Source organism: Streptococcus sp. STR1/CE/0325 (genome assembly GCF_055386095.1).
The window spans coordinates 468,571-485,487 of sequence record NZ_AP045018.1; the positions used below are offsets into that span (position 1 = coordinate 468,571).

Here is a 16,917-nt window from a genome sequence, read left to right on the forward strand (position 1 = left end):
GTATCATAAGACAGGTATCAAAACAAGTCCAAAGAGGTGGAGGAAAGCAGTGGCGAAAGAGACAGAAAATCTAAGAAGTTATAACGATGAGGCCATTCAAGTTTTAGAAGGGCTGGATGCGGTCAGAAAGCGTCCAGGTATGTATATCGGCTCAACGGATGGCAACGGACTGCATCATTTGGTCTGGGAGATTGTGGATAATGCAGTGGATGAGGCTCTTTCTGGTTTTGGAGAGGAGATTGCCGTAACCCTTCATGAGGATGGCTCGATTAGTGTCAGTGACCAAGGTCGAGGGATGCCTGTGGGTCTTCATGCTATGGGGATTCCGACGGTTGAGGTCATCTTCACTGTCTTGCACGCTGGTGGTAAATTTGGTCAAGGCGGTTATAAAACGTCTGGAGGTCTCCACGGGGTCGGCTCCAGCGTCGTCAATGCCCTATCTACTTGGCTTGAGGTAACGATTACGCGTGATGGAGCTGTGTATCGTCAGCGCTTTGAAGTAGGAGGCAAGCCTGTCACCACGCTGGAAAAAATCGGAAAAGCACCTAAGTCTGTTTCAGGCACCAGTGTGCGCTTTATGCCAGACGGCACGATCTTTTCCACCACTGAGTTTAAGTTCAACACTATTGCGGAGCGCCTAAAGGAATCGGCTTTCTTATTGAAAAACGTGACCATGATGTTAACCGATGAGCGCACCGGTCAATCCGAGCGTTTCCATTATGAAAATGGGGTGGAGGACTTTGTGGTCTATCTCAATGAGGAAAAAGAAACTCTCACGCCTGTGATTGCCATTTCAGGCGAGGAATCTCAGGTTCAGGTCTCTCTTGCCATGCAGTACAATGACGGTTTTTCAGATAATATCCTTTCCTTTGTCAACAATGTGCGCACCAAGGATGGGGGAACCCATGAGACGGGCTTCAAGACCGCCATTACTAAGGTGATGAATGATTACGCGAGAAAAACGGGTCTTTTAAAAGAGAAGGATAAAAATCTAGAAGGCTCTGACTACCGTGAGGGTCTCTCGGCTGTCTTATCAGTTTTGGTTCCAGAAGCTTATCTGCAATTTGAAGGGCAAACCAAGGACAAACTAGGAAGCCCCATGGTGCGTCCCATTGTCGAGTCAATCGTGGCTGATCAGCTGACCTTTTACTTGATGGAACATGGCGAGATGGCTGCTCAGCTTATTCGCAAGGCCATCAAGGCGCGTGATGCCAGAGAAGCAGCGAGAAAAGCGCGTGATGCTAGTCGAAATGGTAAGAAAAATAAGAAAGACAAAGGGCTACTTTCAGGCAAGCTCACCCCAGCCCAGTCTAAAAATCCAGCTAAAAATGAACTTTTTTTGGTGGAAGGAGACTCAGCCGGAGGTTCTGCCAAGCAAGGGCGTGACCGCAAGTTTCAAGCGATTTTACCCCTACGTGGTAAGGTCTTAAACACGGAAAAAGCCAAGATGGCAGATATTCTCAAAAATGAAGAAATCAACACCATGATCTACACCATCGGTGCTGGTGTGGGGGCAGACTTTACTCTAGAAGATTGTAACTATGATAAGGTCATCATCATGACCGATGCGGATACGGACGGCGCTCATATTCAGACACTTCTGCTCACCTTTTTCTACCGCTATATGCGACCGCTTGTCGAAAGCGGACGAGTCTATATTGCTCTTCCTCCGCTTTACAAGATGAGTAAAGGTAAGGGCAAGCAAGAAAAGGTTGCTTATGCTTGGACGGATAATGAGCTTGAGGATCTGCGCAAGACCTTTGGTCGAGGGGCAACGCTCCAACGCTACAAGGGACTAGGTGAGATGAATGCTGACCAACTCTGGGAGACCACCATGGACCCAGATACTAGAACCCTCATTCGTGTGACCCTAGATGACTTAGCAAGGACCGAGCGGCGCGTGTCCATCCTCATGGGCGATAAACCAGCCCCAAGACGCCAGTGGATTGAGGATAACGTGAAGTTCACGCTGGAAGAGAATACGGTGTTTTAGGGAGAAAGGGAAGAAAAGATGGTTTTAGAGAATAAGCTAGGGATCAAAGATTCTTTCCGTTTAGCGAAAGAGGAAGAAAAACGCAGTAAAGCACGTGCTAAAGTCTTATTTGAAGAAAACCTCTTAGGGGATAGATCAGCAGGGACTTATGAAACACTCGCTTTTATCCACACTTTTCTCTTTGAGGAGATCTATGATTTTGCAGGGCAAATGCGAATCGTCAATCTTGCAAAAGGGAATTTTCGCTTTGCTCCCATTCTCTATCTCAGGGAGTCTATTCGAGCAATTGAAAAAATGCCTCAGTCTAGCTTTGATGAGATTGTTGAAAAGTATGTGGAAATGAATATCGCTCATCCTTTTCGTGAGGGAAATGGCAGGAGCATGCGGATTTGGCTAGATCATATCTTGAAAGTTGAATTAAACCAAGTTATCGACTGGTCTAAGGTGGATAAGGAAGATTATCTTCTTGCCATGGAGAGAAGTCCAGTGAGAGATAGGGAAATCAAAATCATTCTAAAACAAGCTCTTTCTGAGGAGATTAAAAATAGGAATCTTTATATGAAAGGGATTGATCAAAGCTACGCCTATGAGGGGTATGCCCTCTATCAAACCAAAGAGCTGTGATGAAGAATAAAGGAGAAACCATGAACTGGAAGTTAGAATCAGATGTCAATGACTACGTCAAGTCTCAGTTTGCAAGGCTTGGGCTAAAAAAACATAGTGACTACAATGAAGAGTCTGCTATGAGTCCCTATCTCAAAGAAGCTTTAGCTGGCTCTGCCAAAACTAAAACTAAAACCAATTTTGGAAAACCAGATTTTCACCTAGAGGGCTATAAAAGTGGAGATAGAGTTGTTCCTGTCCTTATCGAGGATAAGTTAGGACTAAAAAAATTAGTCGCGCTGACCAAGGACGGTATCAAACAAGACGACAAGTCGATCAGCAATTTTGCGGTCAATGGTGCGCTTCACTACGTGCGCTCGGCTATCGCTAGCGGAAAGTATACGGACGGTATCGCTATCGGTGTTGCAGGAGATAGCCCTGAAACGGTTACCATCAAGGTCTACTATGTCTTTGGTTCGGCTTTCAATGCTTATAAGGAACTGCAGGAAGTGACCAGTTTTGATTTCTTAGAAAATCAAGCAACCTTTACGACCTTTTACAAGAATGCAACCCTAAGCGAAGAGGAAAAACACCAGATCCTCATCAGTTCTCAGGCACTTTTAAAAACCTATGCTAAAAAACTCAACCGTCTCATGCATAATCACAATATCACAGCGCCACAGCGTGTCCTTTATGTGTCTGGTATGCTCCTTGCCATGCAGGAAATTGTGGATAAAGAGGGCGATAAGCTAGATGATGGCTTGATTCCAGAGGATTTAAAGGGTAAGCAGGTCGAAAATGCGCGTGACGGGGAAAAAATCGTTCAGCATATCTCTAATTTTCTAAAAGCCAGAGGGATTGAGGAAAGTAAGCACAGTCTGATGCTCGCTTCCTTTAGTGAGATTTCAAAAGATCCTCAAAGAGATGAAAAAACAGAGCTTGATAAGGAAGTCGCTAAACTTTTGGATACTCAAACTTCTGTCAATAAGCAGATTTTTACTTTTATCTATGAGTATATCTATAAGTCCATCGATGGTCTAGGAGGTCATATTGACATTATGGGTGAGATGTACTCAGAGTTTCTTAAGTATGCTCTTGGAGATGGACAAGAGATCGGAATTGTCCTTACTCCCCCTTATGTGACTAAAATGATGGCAGAAATCTTAGGAATCAAGAGTGAAAACCGTGTCATGGATCTTGCAACTGGTTCGGCAGGGTTTTTGATCTCAGCTATGGAGTTGATGGTGGAGGACATCAATCGCAAATATGGTAAGGGGACGACGAGAGCGGAGGAAAAAATCGCAGATGTCAAGAAGAATCATCTTTTAGGGATTGAGCTTAACGCTGAGATGTACACGCTAGCGGCTACCAATATGATCCTACGTGGAGATGGTTCTAGCCGTATAGAGAAAGGTTCTGCCTTTAACCGACCTGAAAATCTCTTTACAGATTTTGGGGCAAACCGTGTGTTGTTAAATCCACCTTTTTCCTATGATGAAAACGGACTTCCTTTCATCGCTTATGGTCTGGATAAGATGGAAAAAGGAGGTCTCGGTGCTATCATCATCCAAGATAGCGCAGGATCTGGTAGGGCTGTAAAGACAGCAAAAGAAATTCTTAAAAAGCACACACTTTTAGCCTCTATCAAAATGCCAGTGGATCTTTTTGTGCCTATGGCTGGGGTGCAGACTTCTATCTACATCTTTAAGGCGCACGAACCTCATGATTTTGAGCAGACGGTGAAATTTATCGACTTTAGAAATGACGGCTATAAACGAACTAGAAGAGGACTCACAGAGGTGGATCATCCCACAAATCGCTATCAGGACATCGTCAAGATCTATAAAGCAGGGACAAAAGCTAGAGTGTCGGAGAAGCTTTGGGATTTAGATCAAGTCTATATAGAATCTTTTATCACCGATCAGGGCAATGATTGGAACTTTGAGCAACATCAAGTCATCGATACCAAGCCCACCCTTGAGGACTTTAAACAGACGGTCGCTGATTACCTTTCTTGGGAAGTGACCCAGCTTTTACAACAAAAGGGAGAAGCCTCCTCAAAAAAATCCTAAGCCCTCGCTTGCAGAAGTTAGAAGATGACTTTGTAAAAGCTGGGGGCGAGTGGCGGGAAGTGAAGCTTAATCAATTATTTACAAAAAGAACGATTAAGGGCGTACCTAAATCAGCTGAAAATTTGACAGAGCAAAGCAATGGTTATCATATGTTTGGTCAAAATATCCAGTATCAGTATCCCCAAAAGATTCTACTGGATTCTAAATATTTACATTTTGTCGATCCTAAGAGACCAATTCTTGCCTACACATCTAGTGTAGGAGAAATAGGAATGATTTCTGAAACTTTTTATAGAAGCGGGAATAACGGGGCATTTCAAGGATTGTATCCAAGATTTAAAAATTATAATAAATACCATATATTATTTTTGCTATCTATACTAAGGAGACATTTTAATAATTTTGAATATGGCACAGGTATGGCTAATGTAATTAATATGAAAATAACCTTACCTTTTTTTGAAGATGAGTTAGCATTTCCCTACATGGAAAACTACATCAAAGCGCTCGAGGCTGAACGCATCGAGACGCTCGAGGCTTATCTAACAGTCACTGGACTGAAAGAGTATAAACTGACACAAAATGATGAGAAAATACTTGACAGGTGGTCTGAACTCAGCGATACTAAGAGTAGAGTAGAGGATGTGGATGCTTATGCCTTTCAACCTATTTCCATGAAAATCCTTTTTCCAGAGATTCACCAAGGAAGACGTTTGAAAAAGGACGACCAAATCAAAGGGGATTTATATTTTGTCATGGCAGGAACAACCAATACAGGAGTGGTTGGTTCAATCGGAAACGATGTGAGGATTTTTCCGAAGCATTCGTTGACGATTGACATTTTTGGAAATACCTTTTACCGTTCTTACGAATTTGGAGCAGGTGATGATACAGGTGTTTTTTGGAATCCTGCGAATAAGAAGCCAAAAAGTTTACCGTTTTTACAAACGGTTATCAGTAAGAGTTTGCAAGGAAAATATGATTTTGGGAATAAGCTAAGAGCATCACAAACTTATGATTTCAAATTTGATGTTCCAGTAATCAAAAAAGAAGAACCCGACTACACTTTCATGTCTGACTTTATCAAGGTTGTCGAAAAATTAGTTATCAAAGATTTGGTAGAGTGGATGGATAAGAGGGTTGAGGCGACAAGAGAAGTGGTTGCAAGAGATTAAAACAAAAATCTGTTTTAGATGTTCCTTTCATCAAAAAAAGTTGCCGTTCAGATTCACAAAAAGAATTTTTAGGAGGTTCTATGACAAAAGGAAAAGGATTAGCACGAGTATTTCTAACGCCTCTAACACATGCCGAGTTTGGGCAGATATTAGATGCTTATGAAACCAAGAAATTAGAGCCACTTCTTAAGTTATTTGATCAATTGAAAAATAAAACAGAAACCTACGACCAATGGATTAGCTCTATTCGTTTTTCACTAGATGATGCTGGGGAAATAGAAGGGGTTCGCTGGGTTAGGTTTGCCCCAGCAAATGGCTTAATTCTGGTTCTTTCTCATGTCGAGAAAGAAATAACAGAGTTTGATTTACCAGAGGACTTAAAAGAGCATAGCGCAAAGAAAAAACCTGTCATGATAACAAAGTGGTATTAGTTCAAACTATAGTCTTTGTTGCGTATTTTTTATGACTTTGGTTACCTCATTTTTCCTCATTTCAAGCAGTGACGATACGCAAGCAAAACAATAAAATTGATCAAATTCAACATGATAAAGATTAAACCTAATGTCTCTTACGGACAATTATTTAAATGAAACGATGGAAGAACTTATCAGAGTTCTAAAAAGAATAAGGAAATGATTACATGTCTAACATTCAAAACATGTCTTTAGAAGACATCATGGGAGAGCGTTTCGGACGCTACTCCAAGTACGTCATACAGGATCGGGCTTTGCCTGATATTCGTGATGGCTTAAAGCCGGTACAACGCAGAATTCTTTATTCCATGAATAAAGATGGTAATACCTTTGATAAGGGCTATCGTAAGTCTGCCAAGTCAGTCGGAAATGTCATGGGGAATTTCCACCCGCACGGGGATTCCTCCATTTATGATGCCATGGTGCGGATGAGTCAGGACTGGAAAAATCGAGAAATCCTCATCGAGATGCACGGAAATAATGGATCCATGGATGGGGATCCGCCTGCTGCCATGCGATACACCGAAGCACGGCTGTCTGAAGCGTCTGGCTATCTCTTGCAGGACATCGACAAAAAGACCGTGCCTTTTGCTTGGAACTTTGACGACACGGAAAAAGAGCCGACGGTTTTACCTGCTGCCTTTCCTAATCTATTGGTCAATGGTTCCACAGGGATTTCTGCTGGCTATGCTACGGATATTCCACCGCATAACTTGGCGGAGGTCATCGATGCAACCATCTACCTGATCGATCACCCTAAAGCGACCTTGGACAAACTCTTGCAGCATTTGCCAGCTCCGGATTTTCCAACAGGTGGCATCATCCAAGGAACAGCGGGTCTAAAAGACATCTACGAAACAGGAAAAGGGCGCTTGGTGTTAAGGAGCAAGACCCACACTGAGCCTCTAAAAGGGGGGAAAGAACAGATTATCGTGACAGAACTTCCCTATGAGGTCAATAAAGCCAGCCTCATCAAGAAGATGGACGATATTCGTCTTAGCAACAAGGTGCCAGGGATGGTTGAAATCAGGGATGAGTCAGACCGTGATGGGTTACGGATTGCCATTGAGCTAAAGAAAGATGCAGATACGCAAGTGGTGCTCAACTATCTCTTGAAATACACGGATTTGCAAATCAACTATAACTTTAACATGGTGGCTATCGACCACTATACCCCTCGTCAAGTGGGGCTGCGCCGCATTTTGGAAAGCTATATTGAACACCGCAAGGCTGTGATTGTCGCGCGGTCCCAGTTTGACAAGAAAAAAGCGGAGGATCGTCTGCACATCGTTGAGGGCTTGATTAGGGTCTTGTCCATCCTTGATGAGGTGATTGCCCTCATTCGTGCCAGTGAAAACAAGGCAGATGCTAAGGAAAATCTCAAGGTCAGCTATGACTTTACCGAGCTTCAAGCGGAAGCTATTGTGACCTTACAGCTCTATCGTTTGACCAATACCGATATTGTGACCCTGCAAGAAGAGGAAAAGGAACTGCGAGAGAAAATCGCTGTCTTGTCTGCCATTATCACTAATGAGAGCACTCTCTTTAACGTCATGAAACGAGAATTGCGGGAGGTCAAAAAGACCTTTGCCAGCCCACGACGCACGGAGCTAAAAGAGGCAGAAGCAGTCATCGAGATTGATACGGCTAGCTTGATTGTCGCTGAGGATACTTATGTCAGCGTGACCAAGGCAGGCTACATCAAACGTACTAGTCCACGGAGCTTTGCGGCATCTAGCTTGGATGAGCTGGGCAAGCGTGAGGACGATCGCCTCTTGTTCTTAGCCCAAGCTAAAACCACCCAACATCTCCTGGTCTTTACCAATCTTGGCCATGTCATCTATCGTCCTGTGCATGAGCTGCCAGATGTCAAGTGGAAGGATATTGGTGAACATCTGTCGCAGACCATCAGTAGCTTTAGCACAGATGAAGAAGTAGTGTTTGTGGATTTGGTTGATGAGATTGGCGAAAAAACCTATATCACAGGGACCCTATCTGGTCAGATCAAACGCTTTGAGCAAGCCGAGTTGAAACCTTGGCGGACCTATCGTTCCAAGGCGCTCAAGTTTATCCAGCTCAAGCAAGAGCATGATCGAGTGTTAAATGTTTTCCCTGAAGAGCCAACGGAAACAGTGATGGCGGTGACTCATCAAGGTTATGCGGTCCGCTTTGAAGCTAGTGATGTTCCTATTAGTGGCCTCAAAGCAGCAGGAGTCAAGGCGGTTAACCTTAAAGACCAGGATCAGGTACAAAGCCTCTTTGCCTTGGCGATAGACCCGATTTTTGTCTTGACCCAAAGGGCTAGCCTCAAGGTCATGGCCAATGATGCCGTTCCCATCACCGGACGGTCCAAACGCGGTCTTTTGGTTTTACGCGAACTCAAAAGCCAACCCCACCGTGTTTTCCTAGCTGGACCAGTCAAAGAAGCAACGCTTTTGAGTGTGACATGGTTAACGGGACAAACACAAACGGTGGATTTAAGCAATTTGAACCTTTCAGAGCGCACCAGTAATGGTAGCTTTATCGAAAGCAGTCTCTCCAAAGAAAATCTCTTGTCTGCTGACTTACTTGAGATGGACAAAGATTAGAGTGAAAACCGGCTGGCTCTTGCCAGTTGGTTTATTTTTTTGTAAAATAAAAAGGAGAGTGAGGTAACGATGAGTAAAAAAGAGAAAAAAATCGAAGTATCGGTTACAGATGAACGTCTAACCTTGAATGGTCAAGTCTTGGATGGTTATGCGGTTAAGATTGGCAAACACATGATTGGGCAAATCGTTGAAGTCGAAGGACAGTTTGCTGTCCTAAAACAAGACCAAGTGTCTAAACTCTTTAAGACTTTGGACCAAGCCATCAAAGACGTGATTGAAGACTATAACTTAAATTATTAAGAAAATAGTAAAAAGGTCTTGCAATGATGCGACAGGTATGCTATAATTGTATCTGTTGTTACGGAGAGATAGCGAAGAGGCTAAACGCGGCGGACTGTAAATCCGCTCCTTCGGGTTCGGGGGTTCGAATCCCTCTCTCTCCATATTTGAGATGTAGAACTGTTATATCTTGGATAATGAAATGTACCCTGATCTTTTAAAAAGAGATAGACTTCCTCTTTGAGTTCTAGATGGGTTCATATCTTGTAATTGAGTTCGAGCTGCGAATTTTGAAAAAAAGATAAAATTGCCTTGAAACATTCGTTTCTACCCCAATTTTCCTATTTTTTCTACATTCGTTTAACGCTCTCACATCTTAATAATGGGGTATCGCCAAGCGGTAAGGCAAGGGACTTTGACTCCCTCATGCGTTGGTTCGAATCCAGCTACCCCAGTTGAGGTATTGGGCTTTGCCTAACACCGTCAAAGATAAAATCAGTTGTCCTTGCGGGTTGCCTTAAAATATATTGTTGTCAAAAGCTAGCGTTGCTAGCTTTTGTTGGAGGATTTTTTAGAATGAATGAATTTGAAGATTTGCTAAACAGTGTTAGCGAAGTGAACCCTGGTGACGTTGTCACAGCGGAAGTTTTAACAGTTGATAATGGTCAAGCAAACCTTGTCATCGAAGGTACAGGCGTTGAAGGCGTGTTGACCCTTCGTGAATTGACAAATGACAGAGACGCTGACATTAACGAATTGGTTAAAGCTGGCGAAACACTTGAAGTGCTTGTTCTTCGTCAAGTTGTAGGTAAAGATACAGATACTGTGACTTTCCTAGTCTCTAAAAAACGCTTGGAAGCTCGTAAGGCTTGGGACAAATTGATTGGTCGTGAAGGCGAAGTGGTTAACGTTAAGGTGACTCGCGCCGTTAAGGGTGGTCTTTCAGTTGAATTTGAAGGCATCCGTGGTTTCATCCCTGCTTCTATGATTGATACACGTTTCGTTCGTAACACTGAGCGTTTCGTTGGTCAAGAATTTGCAGCGAAAATTAAAGAAGTTGATCCAGCTGAAAATCGTTTCATCTTGTCACGTCGTGACGTTGTTGAAGAAGAAGCAAAAGCAGCACGTGAAGCGGTCTTTTCTAACCTTGAGGTTGGCTCTGTTGTTACAGGTAAAGTGGCTCGTTTGACTAGCTTTGGTGCTTTCATTGATCTTGGTGGTGTTGATGGTTTGGTACATGTGACTGAGCTTTCTCACGAACGTAACGCGTCTCCAAAATCTGTTGTCAGCGTTGGTGAAGATGTTGAAGTAAAAGTTCTTGCTATCGATGAAGAAGAAGGACGTGTGTCACTCTCTCTTAAAGCAACAACCCCTGGACCATGGGATGGTGTTGAGCAAAAACTTGCAGCAGGCGATGTCATCGAAGGTAAAGTAAGACGTTTGACTGACTTTGGTGCCTTTGTTGAGGTCTTGCCAGGTATTGATGGTTTGGTTCACATTTCACAAATTTCACACAAACGTGTTGAAAATCCAAAAGATGTCTTGTCAGTTGGTCAAGATGTGAAAGTGAAAGTATTGGATGTCAACGCAGCAGATGAGCGTGTATCCCTTTCTATCAAAGCACTTGAAGAACGTCCAGCTCAAGACGCTTCAGAAGCATCTGAAAAACGTCCATCACGTCCACGTCGTCCACGTCGTCAAGAAAAACGTGATTATGAGTTGCCAGAAACACAAACTGGATTCTCAATGGCTGATTTGTTCGGTGATATTGAATTGTAATGAATTATGATGAGAGTTTAGAGCAGTCTTGTTCTAAGCTCTTTTTTGATTGTCAATCGAAGTGGTAGATAAAATGCTAACATGTTGAGAGGGCTAGTTTGTTCTTTTTTATGTACACAATAAAAAGAGTTGGATTTTTCAACTCTTTTAGTCTTTTAAGTACCATTCTTGTCCTTTGAGGTAGATTTCTTGGACGTTTGCTATTTTTTTGAGGCGTTTGAGTTCGTCTGGATGGCTGATAAAGGTTATCACAGTTCCTTCTTTTTGCATGCGACCAGTCCGTCCAGAGCGATGGGTGTAGTCCGTTTCTTGCTGGGGTAATTCGTAGTTGATGACCAACTCAAGATTATCAATGTCAATACCTCGGCTCACCAAATCAGTGGCAAGCAGTAGAGTAATCTGATGGTCTTTGAATTTATCCAAAATGGTCTTGCGGAATTTAAGATTGACATCACTAGCAAGCGAGATGGCAGCAACTCGGTTATACTGGAGTTTTTCTTCGGCAGCACCTAATTCTGCTAATTGGTTAAAGAAGACTAGGGCCCTCATGTCAGGGAGATTGCCGATTTTACGTAGTAGCTCTAGGCGATTTCGCTTTTCGACTTGGATATAGTAGTGAGAGATAGAGGATGGCGCTTTTTCGCCTACTTGGATGGTCTTGGTTCTTTCGGCCAAGACGCTTGGGTCAATATCGGTCGTGGCGCTGACATAGATATGCTGATGTGTTTTGGGCACATAGTTGAGAATGCGCTTGACAAAGTCATACTGCGAATCTTGCAGCAAGACATCAAATTCATCTAGGATGATGGTATCAATACTGAGGAGCTTGATTTTCTTTAGTTTGACCAATTCAAAAATGCGTCCTGGGGTTCCGATGAGAATCTGAGGGGCTTTTTTGAGACGTTCGATTTGGCGTTTTTGGCTAGAACCGGATAGAAAGACTTGGCTAGATAGGCCTAGTGGTTCTGCCCAAGTTTTGGTGACGTCAAAAATTTGCCCAGCCAACTCAGAATTGGGAGCTAGGATGAGGAGTTGTTGCCCTTTTTTTGGATCTAACTTGAGTAGGCTAGGCAGGAGATAAGCAAGGGTCTTGCCGCTCCCTGTTGGGCTGTTGAGAAGGATACTGTCACCATCTGTAATGGGGGCGAATCCTTCTTCTTGGATAGGGGTGAGGCTGGAAAAGCCGAGGGCTTGGAGTTGCTCTTGCCACGGGGTGGGAAATTGTTTGATCATTGTTTCGTCCTTTTTCTTTAATCTTATCCATTATAACATAAAGCGTTCTGTCTTGCTTTTTTTGGAAGCTCGTTTTGTGCTTTTCTAATGGTGTAAAATTTGGTAGAATAGAAGGTAAAGATTGTTTAAAATTAGGGAGAAACCATGCCGAAAAAACCGATTATTATTGGTGTCACAGGTGGTTCTGGTGGGGGAAAAACCAGTGTATCACAAGCGATTTTAGATCATTTTCCAAATGCTAGAGTGGCGATGATTGAACATGATTCTTACTACAAGGATCAAAGTCACTTGACGTTTGAGGAGCGTATCAAGACCAATTATGACCATCCCTTTGCTTTTGAGACGGACTTGTTGATTGAACACCTCCAAGAGTTGATGGAAGGAAAGGCGGTGCAGATTCCCATCTATGACTATACCAACCATACGAGAAGTGATGCGACTTATGTGCAAGAGCCGCAGGATGTCTTTATCGTGGAGGGCATTTTGGTCTTAGAGGACAAGCGACTGCGCGATTTGATGGATATCAAGCTTTTTGTGGATACGGATGATGATATTCGGATTATCAGACGTATCAGACGTGATACAGTGGAGCGTGGCAGAAGTCTAGATAGCATCATCGAGCAGTATGTGAGTGTGGTTAAGCCCATGTATCACCAGTTCATCGAACCCAGCAAGCGCTATGCGGATATCGTGATTCCTGAAGGGGTGACCAATGTCGTGGCGATTGATTTGATTTGTACCAAGATTGAGAGTATCTTGGCGGAAAACTAGGAGGAAAACCAATGGAAAAAACAGCCAAACAAGAAGCCTATACCTTGCTGCTTGCTCAAGCCAAAGGTTTATTTGCCCATGAAAAAAATGCCTTGGCCAACCTTGCTAATGCTAGTGCCATGCTAAAAGAAACCCTACCCAACTCGGTTTATACTGGTTTTTATCTCTTTGATGGTAAGGAGCTGATTTTAGGTCCCTTCCAAGGACGAGTATCTTGTGTTCATATCGCTCTTGGTAAGGGAGTTTGCGGTGAATCAGCTGAGAAGCGAGAAACCCTAATCGTGGACGATGTTAAAACACACGCCAACTATATTTCTTGTGATTCACAGGCCCGTAGCGAGATTGTGGTGCCTATGATTAAAGACGGTGTACTCTTAGGTGTCTTGGACTTGGATTCTCGTTTGGTGGCGGATTATGATGAGGTGGACAAAACTTATCTCGAAGACTTTGTTTCTATTCTTATCTCAGGAACAGACTGGTCTTTTGCCCAATTTGAGGTCGTTTCTTAATGTATCAAGCCCTCTATCGCAAGTATCGCAGTCAGACCTTTGATGAGATGGTGGGACAAGACTTGGTGGCAACAGCCCTAAAACAGGCGGTGGCTTCAGGAAAGATTAGCCACGCCTATCTCTTTTCTGGACCAAGAGGGACGGGAAAGACCAGTGCGGCTAAGATTTTTTCCAAGGCCATGAACTGCCCCAATCAAGTGGACGGTGAACCTTGTAACCAGTGTGAGCTTTGCAAGGCCATTACCAAGGGCAGTCTTGAAGATGTCATCGAGATGGATGCTGCTTCAAATAATGGGGTGGATGAAATTCGTGACATCAGGGACAAATCCACCTATGCAGCGAGTCTTGCTAAGTATAAGGTCTATATTATCGATGAGGTGCACATGCTCTCGACAGGGGCTTTTAATGCCTTGCTAAAGACACTAGAAGAGCCGACAGAAAATGTGGTCTTTATCTTAGCGACGACCGAACTCCATAAGATTCCAGCTACCATTTTGTCTCGGGTTCAGCGGTTTGAGTTTAAGGCTATTCAAATGCAGGCCATCAAATCCCATTTGGCTAAAATTTTAGACAAAGAAGGCCTCAGCTATGAAGATGGGGCGCTTGAGATGATTGCAAGACGGGCTGAAGGAGGGATGCGTGATGCGCTCTCCATGTTGGATCAAGCCCTCAGCCTGAGTCTTGATAATCGGGTGACGCTAGAGCTGGCTGAGGACATCACGGGCTATGTGTCGCTAGCTGCCCTAGAATCGTATGTGCAGGCGATCTCAACTGGAGATAGTCAGGCAGCGCTTTTGGATCTTGAAACCATTTTCCAAAATGGGAAGAGCATGCATCGTTTTGCTATTGACTTGCTGGATTATTTGCGCACACTTTTGCTCCATCAATTAACGCAAGAAGAAGACCCAGTTGCTTTGACCCAAGAGCAGCTATTTGCCATGATTGATCAGGTGACGGCTAGCCTTGATCAGATCAAGCGCAGTAGCCATCCCAAGATTTACGCAGAAGTGATGACTATTCGCCTTATCAATATCAGTAAAGCCAGTCAAAGTTTTCCATCTCAGGAGGTGGAAAGCGAGCTTCTTCGCCTGCGCCAAGAAGTCCGAAAGCTCCAAGACTTGTTGGAGAATCAACCTCAAGCGAAGAAGTCACCTCCAAAAGCCAAACCAAGTCCTAAGGTGACAGCCAGTGTCAATCGTGAGAAAATCATGGCCATCATGACAGAAACTGCCGAAAAAGGTCAGGAATCAAGACAGTATCTAGAAGGGCTCAAGCAGGCTTGGCCAGAGATTTTAGAGCATTTGTCCGCTCAAGAGCGAGCCTTACTGATGGGATCAGAGCCTGTTTTGGCCAGTCCAGATTATGCGATCTTGGCTTTTGATGCGGCCTTTAATGCTGAGCAGGCCATGAAGCGTGAGGATTTGAACACTCTTTTTGGCAATCTCATGAGTCAGATAGCTGGTTTCTCACCAGAGATTTTAGCCCTATCCAAGCAAGATTTTGCTAGTATCCGACAAGATTTTGCCAAGCAATACAAAAAAGGACAAGCCACTTCTCTAGAGGATAAGGAAACAAAAGAAGAAACACTGCATTTACCAGAGGCCTTTCTCTTTTTAAAGGATAAGGTCACAGAAATTACGGATTAGGTTTTATAGTCATTTATGCTCTTGTCCTAACAGGAATACAAAAATACCAAGCCCCTTCATCATAAGGCTTGGTATTTTTTTATTTTTTCCAGAGGAAATCGATGAGGAGTTTATCCACTTCTGGATTTTCATGGAGCTGGCTATGTTGGGCTCCTTTTCCGGTGATTTTTTCCTCACGGTAGGATTTTGCCCTATCTTGAACCAGATAGGCGAGGCTTCTAGAGGAGGTGTTGAGAACAGAGCCATCAGAGCCATTTTCGTAGTCTCCGTAGATGTTTAGGACATCGATTTGATGCAGCGGATAGGTTTCTTGGAGGGTGAGCAGGGTCTGATAGTTGGGACTCATGCCACTTGGTTTTTTGGTTTTCTCATCAATGGTAAGATTGGCTGGGACATCTCTTCCCCCAAGCCCATTGACGTGGTTGGCGATGTGGACGATTTTTCTCACCTTGGGGCTGTTGTTGTCGTAGTTGAGCAGGTAAAAGAGAATAGACATGTTTCCCATGGAGTGTCCGACCATATTGATATTTTTAAAGCCATACTCAGCGACTAGACGGTCGATGACAGCCTTGGCGTACTTGGCATCGGTTGGGAAATCAGGATTGCGATTGTCTTCGTAATTGACCTTGACGATGGGATTGGTAGCGCCTTTTGGAATTTTTCCAAGGAGGGTGACTTCACCATTTTTAGAAACATTGGCTTGAATGATCGTTTGGGTGACCCCTGCTTTTTTAGCAGCTTCGGTCATGTGGCGTTCGGCATTAGCGCTTGAGCCATAACCGTGGAAAAAGAGGGTCGGTGTGGTGGACTGCACGTAATCACTCTTGGCAGTTTGTGTCTGACTTGAAGCACAGCCCGTTGCCAAGAGAACAAAGAGGAGGCTGGCTAGGACCAGCAAAAATTTTTTCATCATGGGCATTTTCCTTTTCTATATCAGCTAAAACCAAGACGAGAGACTGATGTCTTGGCTGGTGAGAAGGGTCAGTGTTCCATCTTTTAAGAGGACTTCGAGCTGACCGGTCGGGAGAATATCGGTCGCAAGACCAGAGTAGGTTTTACCGTCTTGGACAAAGCTCACTTCTTTGTCTAAAACCAAGGAGGTTTCCTTATAGACCTTGATTAGGTCTTTTTCTGGCGTGGTGAAAAAGATTTGCCAGATTTGTGTGATGAGTTCTTCCTTTGAAAAAGGAGGGGGGCTAAAGAAGAGGCTGGTCGCTGTTTCTTCTAGCTCGGGAGGAAAATCGGTCACATGGAAATTTAAGCCCACCCCGATGAGGATGGCCGTTCCTTCCCCTTCTTTACTCGCAATCGCTTGGGTTAGGATACCCGCTAGTTTTTTTCCATCCAGATAGATGTCGTTGATCCATTTAATATCGCAGGATTTTTGCGTGAGCTTATCGATGGCTTTGACGATACTGGCAGCTACCATCATGGTGTAGAGGGGCAGGTCCTTTGTTTCATGCCTTGGCTGAAGCAAAAGGGTCATGTAAATTCCCCCTTGGCTGGTATAAAAGGGTCTGCCGAATCGTCCCTTGGCTGCACCTTGATGGGGGGCGAGATAGAGGGCAGGAGGTTGCTGTCCCTCTTCTAAGCCTTTTCTAGCATCTTCTTGGGTGGACTGGCTATCTGGGGTGAAAAAAATGGGAAAGCCAAGTGTTTGGCTCATGTTTTGGAGGGTTTTCTCACTTGTCATAGTGCTAGTATAATACATTCTCCTAAAAAAAGAAAGGTTTGTCACCTGTTCTTTAGAAAATTTTATGGTAAAATAAAGAGGTTATAAAGTCCCGAAAAGGTGA

14 protein-coding genes and 2 tRNA genes are annotated in these 16,917 nt (G+C 43.8%); 13 read left to right on the plus strand and 3 right to left on the minus strand.

The window, feature by feature from the left end; genetic code table 11:
* Window positions 1–49: 49 nt before the first annotated feature.
* The 10 genes from parE to rpsA all read left to right on the plus strand — a co-directional run bounded on the left by parE (window position 50) and on the right by rpsA (window position 10,962).
* On the plus strand, window positions 50–1,993 hold the full coding sequence (gene parE / locus ACZ49W_RS02465; RefSeq protein WP_464813759.1) for a DNA topoisomerase IV subunit B: 1,944 nt from the start codon (window positions 50–52) through the stop codon (window positions 1,991–1,993).
* Between the two features lie 18 nt (window positions 1,994–2,011).
* Window positions 2,012–2,617 carry a protein adenylyltransferase Fic gene (gene fic / locus ACZ49W_RS02470; RefSeq protein ID WP_464813760.1) on the plus strand — a complete coding sequence of 202 codons (606 nt, stop codon included), beginning with the start codon at window positions 2,012–2,014 and terminating at the stop codon, window positions 2,615–2,617.
* A 20-nt stretch (window positions 2,618–2,637) separates the two neighbouring features.
* Window positions 2,638–4,668 carry an HsdM family class I SAM-dependent methyltransferase gene (locus ACZ49W_RS02475; protein ID WP_464814944.1) on the plus strand — a complete coding sequence of 677 codons (2,031 nt, stop codon included), beginning with the start codon at window positions 2,638–2,640 and terminating at the stop codon, window positions 4,666–4,668.
* A gap of 8 nt (window positions 4,669–4,676) precedes the next feature.
* On the plus strand, window positions 4,677–5,843 hold the full coding sequence (locus ACZ49W_RS02480) for a hypothetical protein (protein ID WP_464813761.1): 1,167 nt from the start codon (window positions 4,677–4,679) through the stop codon (window positions 5,841–5,843).
* Window positions 5,844–5,923: 80 nt separating this feature from the next.
* Window positions 5,924–6,274 carry a hypothetical protein gene (locus ACZ49W_RS02485; protein ID WP_464813762.1) on the plus strand — a complete coding sequence of 117 codons (351 nt, stop codon included), beginning with the start codon at window positions 5,924–5,926 and terminating at the stop codon, window positions 6,272–6,274.
* Between the two features lie 209 nt (window positions 6,275–6,483).
* Window positions 6,484–8,904: a DNA topoisomerase IV subunit A gene (gene parC / locus ACZ49W_RS02490; protein WP_464813763.1), complete on the plus strand. Its 2,421-nt coding sequence runs from the start codon at window positions 6,484–6,486 to the stop codon at window positions 8,902–8,904.
* A 69-nt stretch (window positions 8,905–8,973) separates the two neighbouring features.
* Window positions 8,974–9,204, plus strand: a complete 231-nt coding sequence (locus tag ACZ49W_RS02495) for a DUF2969 domain-containing protein (protein ID WP_464813764.1) — start codon at window positions 8,974–8,976, stop codon at window positions 9,202–9,204.
* Window positions 9,205–9,266: 62 nt separating this feature from the next.
* Window positions 9,267–9,347: transfer RNA gene (locus ACZ49W_RS02500), tRNA-Tyr, on the plus strand.
* A gap of 219 nt (window positions 9,348–9,566) precedes the next feature.
* Window positions 9,567–9,638: transfer RNA gene (locus tag ACZ49W_RS02505), tRNA-Gln, on the plus strand.
* A 121-nt stretch (window positions 9,639–9,759) separates the two neighbouring features.
* Window positions 9,760–10,962 carry a 30S ribosomal protein S1 gene (gene rpsA, locus ACZ49W_RS02510; protein WP_464813765.1) on the plus strand — a complete coding sequence of 401 codons (1,203 nt, stop codon included), beginning with the start codon at window positions 9,760–9,762 and terminating at the stop codon, window positions 10,960–10,962.
* A 147-nt stretch (window positions 10,963–11,109) separates the two neighbouring features.
* Here rpsA and ACZ49W_RS02515 read toward each other — a convergent pair whose 3' ends face one another.
* Window positions 11,110–12,195, minus strand: a complete 1,086-nt coding sequence (locus tag ACZ49W_RS02515; RefSeq protein ID WP_464813766.1) for a DEAD/DEAH box helicase — start codon at window positions 12,193–12,195, stop codon at window positions 11,110–11,112.
* 144 nt (window positions 12,196–12,339) lie between these two features.
* On the opposite strand from ACZ49W_RS02515, the gene udk reads away from it, so the two are divergent.
* The 3 genes from udk to dnaX are packed head-to-tail and all read left to right on the plus strand — an operon-like array spanning window position 12,340 to window position 15,121.
* Window positions 12,340–12,966 carry a uridine kinase gene (gene udk, locus ACZ49W_RS02520; protein WP_464813767.1) on the plus strand — a complete coding sequence of 209 codons (627 nt, stop codon included), beginning with the start codon at window positions 12,340–12,342 and terminating at the stop codon, window positions 12,964–12,966.
* An 11-nt stretch (window positions 12,967–12,977) separates the two neighbouring features.
* A complete protein-coding gene (locus ACZ49W_RS02525) occupies window positions 12,978–13,475 on the plus strand; it encodes a GAF domain-containing protein (RefSeq protein ID WP_464813768.1) in 498 nt (165 codons plus the stop codon).
* Window positions 13,475–15,121, plus strand: coding sequence for a DNA polymerase III subunit gamma/tau (dnaX, locus tag ACZ49W_RS02530; protein WP_464813769.1), 1,647 nt, complete (start codon window positions 13,475–13,477; stop codon window positions 15,119–15,121). The genes ACZ49W_RS02525 and dnaX overlap by 1 nt, the downstream gene beginning before the upstream one ends.
* A gap of 79 nt (window positions 15,122–15,200) precedes the next feature.
* Here the strand turns inward: dnaX and ACZ49W_RS02535 are convergent, their stop codons facing one another.
* Both ACZ49W_RS02535 and ACZ49W_RS02540 read right to left on the minus strand, forming a co-directional pair.
* Window positions 15,201–16,034, minus strand: a complete 834-nt coding sequence (locus ACZ49W_RS02535) for an alpha/beta fold hydrolase (RefSeq protein ID WP_464813770.1) — start codon at window positions 16,032–16,034, stop codon at window positions 15,201–15,203.
* 24 nt (window positions 16,035–16,058) lie between these two features.
* Window positions 16,059–16,832 (minus strand): biotin--[acetyl-CoA-carboxylase] ligase, encoded by a 774-nt coding sequence (locus ACZ49W_RS02540; protein WP_464813771.1) that lies wholly within the window; start codon window positions 16,830–16,832, stop codon window positions 16,059–16,061.
* Between the last annotated feature and the right edge of the window lie 85 nt (window positions 16,833–16,917).

Bases quoted from the DNA above. Each gene is read 5' to 3' on its own strand.
- ACZ49W_RS02475 (WP_464814944.1), top strand. From the start codon at position 2,638: ATGAACTGGAAGTTAGAATCAGATGTCAATGACTACGTCAAGTCTCAG.
- fic (WP_464813760.1), top strand. From the start codon at position 2,012: ATGGTTTTAGAGAATAAGCTAGGGATCAAAGATTCTTTCCGTTTAGCG.
- ACZ49W_RS02525 (WP_464813768.1), top strand. From the start codon at position 12,978: ATGGAAAAAACAGCCAAACAAGAAGCCTATACCTTGCTGCTTGCTCAA.
- ACZ49W_RS02540 (WP_464813771.1), bottom strand. From the start codon at position 16,832: ATGTATTATACTAGCACTATGACAAGTGAGAAAACCCTCCAAAACATG.
- ACZ49W_RS02495 (WP_464813764.1), top strand. From the start codon at position 8,974: ATGAGTAAAAAAGAGAAAAAAATCGAAGTATCGGTTACAGATGAACGT.
- rpsA (WP_464813765.1), top strand. From the start codon at position 9,760: ATGAATGAATTTGAAGATTTGCTAAACAGTGTTAGCGAAGTGAACCCT.
- ACZ49W_RS02515 (WP_464813766.1), bottom strand. From the start codon at position 12,195: ATGATCAAACAATTTCCCACCCCGTGGCAAGAGCAACTCCAAGCCCTC.
- ACZ49W_RS02485 (WP_464813762.1), top strand. From the start codon at position 5,924: ATGACAAAAGGAAAAGGATTAGCACGAGTATTTCTAACGCCTCTAACA.
- udk (WP_464813767.1), top strand. From the start codon at position 12,340: ATGCCGAAAAAACCGATTATTATTGGTGTCACAGGTGGTTCTGGTGGG.
- parC (WP_464813763.1), top strand. From the start codon at position 6,484: ATGTCTAACATTCAAAACATGTCTTTAGAAGACATCATGGGAGAGCGT.
- ACZ49W_RS02535 (WP_464813770.1), bottom strand. From the start codon at position 16,034: ATGATGAAAAAATTTTTGCTGGTCCTAGCCAGCCTCCTCTTTGTTCTC.
- dnaX (WP_464813769.1), top strand. From the start codon at position 13,475: ATGTATCAAGCCCTCTATCGCAAGTATCGCAGTCAGACCTTTGATGAG.